Source organism: Vibrio sp. 1978, from assembly GCF_033344345.1.
Window position 1 is genome coordinate 1 of the sequence record NZ_JAWPOP010000091.1, and the last position, 1,379, is coordinate 1,379.

Genomic DNA, 1,379 nt, shown 5'->3' on the forward strand with positions numbered 1-1,379 from the left:
CGGGCCTCCTGCACCTGCGGCAGCTCCATCACTTTCTGTACCGTGCGCTTGATGTAATCGGCCTCATGGCCTGCCTTGCGCTCCATGATCGCGGGGCTGGCCTCGGCCATGGCCTTGGCGATCTCGTCCGGCTCCCGGCCCTTGCTGGCCAGCTTCATAGCCGCAATGAAGTCGCACTTGCTGAGGTCGTCACCGAAGCGTTTGACCAACCCGGCCATTTCGCTGCGGTAGTCGTCCACGGCGCTGCGGCGATACCGGCGCACACTCCGCGGGGCGGTGATCTCGGCCAGTCGTGCCGTCCGTTCCTGTTGGCGCTTAATGCTGTCCAGCACCTGCCCGGCCTGCTGCATCAGCTCCGGCCCTGCGGTGGCGGTCTTGCCCTTGGATTCACGCAGCAGCACCCACGGCTGATAACCGGTGCGGGTGGTGTGCTTGTCCTTGCGGTTGGTGAAGCCCGCCAAGCGACCATAGTGGCGGCTGTCGGCGCTGGCCGGGTCGGCGTCGTACTCGCGGGCCAGCTTCCGGGCGATTACGCCCCTGTGACCTGCTGGGGCGTCCTGAGCCACTTTTACCCATGCCTGATAGTTCTTGGGGCTGGTCTCCACGATCAGCGCCGGCTCCCGGCCCTCGGCTTTCATGTCATCCAAGTCGAACTCACTGAGATCGTCCACCAGCACCAAACCCTGCCGCTCCTGCTCGGCGGGCCTGATATACACGTCATTGCCCTGGGCATTCATCCGCTTGAGCCATGGCGTGTTCTGGAGCACTTCGGCGGCTGACCATTCCCGGTTCATCATCTTGCCGCTGGCGGCATCCCGTATGCCGATGTCGTACCGGTCGCAGCCCATGGCCTTGAGCTGCCGGGCGATGGCTTGCGCGGTGCGGTCACCCTTTACTTGAGCTTGAAAACCAGCCATATACCCCCCTGTTGTTCGATGATTTGCGGCTCCAGCCAAAGCCATGATGCGATCAGCAGCGCCAGAATAGGCGTCACGGAAGCGATCAAGACCCCGGCCCACAACTTCCATGTCCAGCCACGGGCGGCGCTCCGGGCGCTCTGCGCGGCGCTGCTCACCTCGGCGGCTACCTCCCGCAACTCCTTGGCCAGCTCCACCCATGCCGCCCCTGTCTGGCGTTGGGCTTTCAGCCACTCCGCTGCCTGCGCCTCGCTGGCCTGCTGAGTCTGGCTCATGACCTGCCGGGCTTCGTCGGCCAGTGTCGCCATGCTCTGGGCCAGCGGTTCGATCTGCTCCGCTAACTCGTTGATGCCTCTGGACTTCTTCACTCTGTCTATCGCGCTCATGCTCGATAACCTCCCGGTATTCTTGTAAGTCGATGATCTGGCCGTTGGCCGTGTCGATGGCTAGGGCGGTGTCGGC

2 protein-coding genes are annotated in these 1,379 nt (G+C 64.0%); both read right to left on the minus strand.

The window, feature by feature from the left end; all coding sequences use genetic code 11:
* The coding region (locus tag R8N49_RS24660; RefSeq protein ID WP_318190161.1) for a DNA-primase RepB domain-containing protein at positions 1-917 on the minus strand (917 nt) is incomplete at its 3' end.
* Positions 893-1,303 carry an IncQ-type mobilization protein MobB gene (locus R8N49_RS24665; RefSeq protein ID WP_011117300.1) on the minus strand — a complete coding sequence of 137 codons (411 nt, stop codon included), beginning with the start codon at positions 1,301-1,303 and terminating at the stop codon, positions 893-895. The genes R8N49_RS24660 and R8N49_RS24665, both read right to left, overlap by 25 nt.
* Positions 1,304-1,379: the final 76 nt, after the last annotated feature.